Below are 6000 nucleotides of genomic sequence, written 5' to 3' on the forward strand. Positions count from 1 at the left end.
AAACTGAGGGGATGGGATATATGTCTAATTTTTTATTCTTGAATAAGAGATGGCCTGTGTTGGCCAAACTTGGGGTTCAGGCGGAAAGCTATTTTCATGTGGATAGCAATGCCACAATGCTGAAGATGCGTATGTTCGGGGAAAAGATAATTGATTATATATTGGCAATGTACAAGGTAAATGCAGGAAAATTTGCCACACAAAATGACAAGATCAGACTTTTGAGGACTACAAATATAAACAAGGCCGTTCCGGATTTGTTTGATATAGTGAGAAGGTTCGGGAATAGAGCAAGTCATGCCGGATATGAAAACAAAAGGGATGCATTGGAGTGCCTGGTTTCCATGTACAAGATATCTGCCTGGTTTTATATCAGGGTTACAAAGGATATGTCGATCAGGCCCCTGACCTACAGAATACCGAAACCTGCACCGGCTGGCAATAGGGTTTATGATGTAGAAGCCTATGCCGAAGAAAAAGAAAAAATAAAAGAAGAACATACCAGGGAGCTAGCAACTGTAAAGAAACAGACGGCTGAATTGATTCAAACTGAGAAGGATAAAAAAATGCAGAAGGAAATTGAAAGTACTCTGGATTTCAATGAAGCTCATACAAGAAAGAAGCTTATTGACATAATGCTGAAGGATGCAGGCTGGAATGTAGGAAACAATGATTCGGTGAAAATTGAACTTCCTTTAAAGGATCATAAGGGGAAAGGAAAAACAGGTTATGCGGATTATGTGCTTTTCAATAAAGTAGACAAGCCTCTTGCAGTGGTGGAGGCCAAAAAAACTTCCGCGGATTCCATAATTGGAAGACAGCAGGCCATGGAATATGCAGACAGCATTGAGAGGATATACAAGGTACGTCCTATAGTTTTCTATACCAATGGATATGAGATATACATATGGGATGACAAGTACAGTGAGCCAAGACAAATCTGGGGATTTTATACTCTTGAGGATTTGGAAAAGCTGTTTTTCAGGCATAAGTACAGTAAAGACTTGAATAAAATTCAGATAGATAAGAACATAGCCGGGAGACCCTATCAAATAGAAGGTATCAAGAGAGTTTATGAAAGGTACCAGAGCGGAAGGAGAAAAGCTCTTCTGGTGATGGCCACGGGTACTGGAAAGACCAGGACGGTAATTGCCCTGACCAAGGGGCTTATGGAGGCAAAATGGGCTGAGAGGGTTTTGTTTCTGGCAGACAGGGACGAGCTTGTGAAACAGGCCCAAGAGGACAAAAACAGTTTTAAAACTTTCATGCCTGAAGAAATATCCTGCAGATTTACCGGGAAAAATTCTGACAACAGGGAAGCCACCTTGTATTTTTCAACTTACCAGACCATGATAAATTACTACAGACAGTTCAGTGTGGGTTTTTTTGATCTTGTAATATGCGACGAATCCCACAGAAGCGTCTACAAGGTTTACAGGGATATTCTGGAATATTTTGATTCGCATATAATAGGACTTACAGCTACGCCGGTGGATTTTATCGAGAGGAATACCTTCAGCCTGTTCAGCTGCGACAATGGAGATCCTACATTTAATTTTCCAATTGAGGAGGCCTGGAACCATGTACCGCCCTATTTAATCGAGCCCAGGGTAATAGATGCCACTACGGATTTTTTGAGGAAGGGCATAAAGTATAGTGAAATGACGGAAGAGCAGAGGCAGCAGATAGAGGAAGAAGGTTATGACGGTGACGAAATAAACTATGACAAGAAGGAACTGGAGAAAAAAATCACCAACAAGGATACCAACAGATATATACTGAGAACTCTGATGGAGCAGGGCATAAAGGTGGGGGATTATATAGGAAAGACCATAGTATTTGCCAAAAACAAGAAACATGCCAATCTTCTGGATTCACTGTTCAATGAACTATATCCGCAGTACAAGGGCAAACTTGCGGCAGTAATTTATTCCGACATAAAGGATAAATCCATTTTGATCGAAAAATTCAAGAATGAAGATTTTCCAAGGGTGGCCATATCCGTGGATCTCCTTGATACGGGCATAGATGTACCTGAAATTGTCAATCTGGTTTTTGCAAAGCCTGTTTATTCTAAGGTAAAGTTCTGGCAGATGATAGGCAGGGGAACCAGAAGGTGTGAAAATCTTTTTGGAGAAGGACAGGATAAAAGAGAATTTGCCATTTTTGACTGTTACAAGAACTTTGAATTTTTTGAAATGCACGTAAAAGGATATGAGCCAAAGCTCCAGAAAACTTCCATTCAGGTGAGGTTTGAAATTATGTGCAGGCTTTTGGAAAAATTCAGGGAGATCAGGAAGATGGATATATGCACTGTCTTTGCAGCCAAATTAAAGGCAGATATGGAACAGCTGCCAAAGGACAGTATAGAAATTAAAAAGAACAGAAAAAAGATAGAACAGGTGAAAAAGAAAGAGTACTGGAACAATTTAAGCGAGGATTTTATCAAAAAGCTGAAGCTGGAAATTGCACCGCTGACCAAATGGATAGAGAGCAGTGATGATTCGGAGGCAGTGAGATTTGACAACTCAATCTACAGAATTATGTTCCACAAGCTTTCCAATAACAGGGAAAATCTCATAGAAGGGATAAACAGCACTATAAAAAAACTTTCAAAGCTGAAATTGAATCTTAATCAGTTCGAGGGCAGGAGGGAGCTTGTAAAATCACTGCTGCAGCCTTCCGGCTGGAAGGATTTAAGCTATGAAAGGCTGGAAAAAATAAGGCTGGATGTGAGGGATCTTGTGAAATATCAAGGCGGCAGGCCAAGCAACTTTGTAGTGCTGGATGTAAAAGATACAGGCCAGGTGACCAGGGAAATCAGCGGCGGTTCAGTGCTTTACAGAGGCAATATGGAGCCTTATCATAAGAGGGTAAAGCTTGCCATAGAAAATAAGCTTAAGGATCAAATTGTAATTCACAAGATCAGAAAGGGCGAGAAATTGTCAGAGGAGGAAATGCAGAGCATATATTCCATATTCAGCGATGATTTTGTGTACAGTATTGATGAACTATCCGGCAAAACGGATATTGACAGTGAAGATATAATTGGCATAATAAGAAAATTTGTGGGAGTGGATGAAGCAGAACTGAATAGAAGATTTGAAGATTTTATCCAGAAGCACCACAGCAAAATGAATTCCACACAGATAAAAACCTTGGAGATAATAAAAAATGATATTGCCAAGCACCGCGGGATATCCATTGCAGCACTATTTGCAGAACCCTATACCAATTTCAATCAAAATGGTGTAGAGGGTATATTCGGTAAAATGACCGACCAGGTATTTAATGAATTGATTGAGCCTTTCAGGGCATCATATATTTCTTAACAGGAAGGGACAAGATACATGTTAAACAGTGAGATAAAGAGTAAAATTGATAAACTATGGAATAATTTCTGGTCCGGGGGCATATCCAATCCCCTGACTGTAATAGAGCAGATATCCTATCTCTTGTTTATAAAGAGACTGGATGATATTGACAATACAAATGAAAAAATGGACAACAGGCTTAATAAGCCCCATACTTCGGTATTCCCGGAGGAGCTGATGAAGTGGAGCAGATTCAAGCGCCTGGATGTAAATGAAATGTTTGATGTGGTGTCACAGAAAGTGTTTCCTTTCATAAAAAATATGGGAGGCAAGGACTCCAGCTTTACTGCGGAGATGAAGGATGCGGTGTTCATGATACCCAAGCCCTCTCTGCTTCAGGAGTCCGTGAGAATCATAGATGGAATAAATATGGAAGATACGGATACCAAGGGGGATCTCTACGAATATCTGCTGTCCAAGCTTTCTGTATCAGGCGTGAACGGCCAGTTCAGGACGCCAAGGCATATCATAAGGATGATGGTGGAGTTAATGGATCCTACGGCAGAAGACAAAATATGTGATCCGGCCTGCGGGACAGCTGGATTTCTGGTAGGCTCCCTGGAATACATACTGGAGAAATACACAAGACCGGAAAGTGTTTTCACAGATGAAGAGGGGATTGTCCACAGGAGAATTGGCGACATGATGGAAAGCGGAGACTGGGAACATTTCAGGACTTCCATGTTTTACGGCTTTGATTTTGATCCCTCCATGGTGCGAATAGCTTCCATGAACCTGATGCTTCACAGTATAGAGAACCCCAATGTAGTGCAGAGCGACAGCTTGTCCAAGAGATATGAAGAGGAGAACAAGTATACGCTGGTTCTGGCAAATCCTCCTTTTAAAGGCAGTATAGACAAGGGTGATATAAGCAAGTCGCTGGCCAAAGGCGCAGGCACCACAAAGACGGAACTTCTGTTTATAAGGCTCATAAACAGAATACTGGATCTGGGAGGCAGGTGTGCGGTGATAGTGCCGGACGGAGTGCTGTTCGGCTCAACTAGGGCCCACAGGGAAATCAGAAAAAATCTGGTAGAAAACAATGCACTGGAAGGAGTTATATCCATGCCTTCGGGAGTATTCAAACCCTATGCAGGAGTTTCCACAGCTGTGCTCATGTTCACAAAGGGCGGCGAGACGGACAGGGTGTGGTTCTACGACATGACAGCAGACGGCTTTTCACTGGATGATAAGAGAAATCCTATAGATGACAGCGATATACCGGATATCATAAAAAGCTGGAAAAAAGTAAAAGCACACAGGACCATTGAACCGGACAAAGATGACAGGTGGTTTTGGGTGAAGAAAGAAGAAATTGCAGACAATGACTACGATCTTTCCATAAACAGGTACAAAGAAGTGGAATACGAAGAGGTAAAATATGAAGAGCCCCAGGTGATACTGGAGAAAATTGAAACTCTGGAAAAAGGAATACTGAAGGATGTGGCCGAGTTAAAGGGAATGGTGAAGCAGCATGAAGAATAGGAAACTGCCTGAAGGGTGGAAAGTAGATAGATTAGGAAAGGTCTTTTTGCTAATTAGAAATGGAGCAAATATAAAACAAGGGAAACAACAGGGTGGATATCCCATTACTAGAATAGAAACTATAGCAAATTCACGCATAGATATAAATAAAGTTGGATATGCAGGAATATATGAATTAGGAAAATATAGTGATTATTTATTAGAAGAAGGCGATATATTGATGTCGCATATAAATAGTGAAAAACATTTAGGTAAAACGGCAATTTATGAAAATTGTGAATTAAATATGATACATGGAATGAATTTGTTATGTCTAAGAAGTAATAAAAAGTTTATTTTACCAAAGTATGTATATTATTACTTTAACTCTGTAAAATTTAAAATGCAATTGCCTAAAATAATTAAAAAATCTGTTAATCAAGCAAGTTTTTCCATAAACGATTTAAAGTACCTAAAGGTAATAATACCACCTCTAGAAACTCAAAATGAAATAGTCCAGGCACTGGAAAAAGCTGAAGATGCTTTGAAAAAGAAAAGGGAAGCCATCAGACTTCTGGATGAATTAGTCAAATCGAGATTTATAGAGATGTTTGGTAACCCTGCTTTCAATCCTATGAGTTGGAAAGTTGTTGAGCTTAGTTCATTATTAAGAGAAAAAGCATCAAATGGGTTCTTTGCAAAAAATGATAAATATAAAGCTGATGGAAATGCTAAAGTGATGTGGATAGGGGATATAATAAATAGGAGATATTCAAACACGAAAGGATTAAAAAAAGTTGATGTGACTGATATTCAGTTGAATAAATATAGAATAAAATATGGTGATTTATTGTTTTGCCGTTCTTCTTTAAATAAAGATGGTATAGGTAAAGCATCAGTTGTTCCCAGAGATGTTGAAAACAATATTATATTTGAATGTCATGTAATAAGAATTCCACTAGATCTATCTAAATGCATTCCCGAATTTATTCAAGTTCAATCCACAATAGATTATTTTAGAAACCAAATTATGTCTAAATCTAAAACTGCAACCATGACAACAATAGGGCAAGATGGAATAATTACTACAAAAGTTATTTTACCTGAATTAAATTTGCAAAACCAATTTGCCGATTTTGTCAAACACGTCGACAAATTGAAA

At 39.3% G+C, this 6000-nt stretch carries 3 protein-coding genes; all 3 read left to right on the forward strand.

The annotated features are described in order from the left end of the window. Positions 1-20: 20 nt before the first annotated feature. On the forward strand, positions 21-3332 hold the full coding sequence (locus tag ACFHWD_RS17975; protein ID WP_150357148.1) for a DEAD/DEAH box helicase family protein: 3312 nt from the start codon (positions 21-23) through the stop codon (positions 3330-3332). A gap of 18 nt (positions 3333-3350) precedes the next feature. Next, on the forward strand, positions 3351-4859 hold the full coding sequence (locus ACFHWD_RS17980) for an N-6 DNA methylase (RefSeq protein WP_378062835.1): 1509 nt from the start codon (positions 3351-3353) through the stop codon (positions 4857-4859). Continuing rightward, a partial coding sequence (locus tag ACFHWD_RS17985) for a restriction endonuclease subunit S (RefSeq protein WP_378062836.1) occupies positions 4849-6000 on the forward strand: 1152 nt, incomplete at its 3' end. The genes ACFHWD_RS17980 and ACFHWD_RS17985, both read left to right, overlap by 11 nt.

Source organism: Clostridium sp. MT-14 (assembly GCF_042436595.1).
In the GTDB taxonomy this organism is placed as follows: domain Bacteria; phylum Bacillota; class Clostridia; order Clostridiales; family Clostridiaceae; genus Clostridium_B; species Clostridium_B aromativorans.

Excerpts from the sequence above, each read along its gene's own strand:
- ACFHWD_RS17975 (WP_150357148.1), top strand. The coding sequence starts at position 21 with ATGTCTAATTTTTTATTCTTGAATAAGAGATGGCCTGTGTTGGCCAAA.
- ACFHWD_RS17980 (WP_378062835.1), top strand. The coding sequence starts at position 3,351 with ATGTTAAACAGTGAGATAAAGAGTAAAATTGATAAACTATGGAATAAT.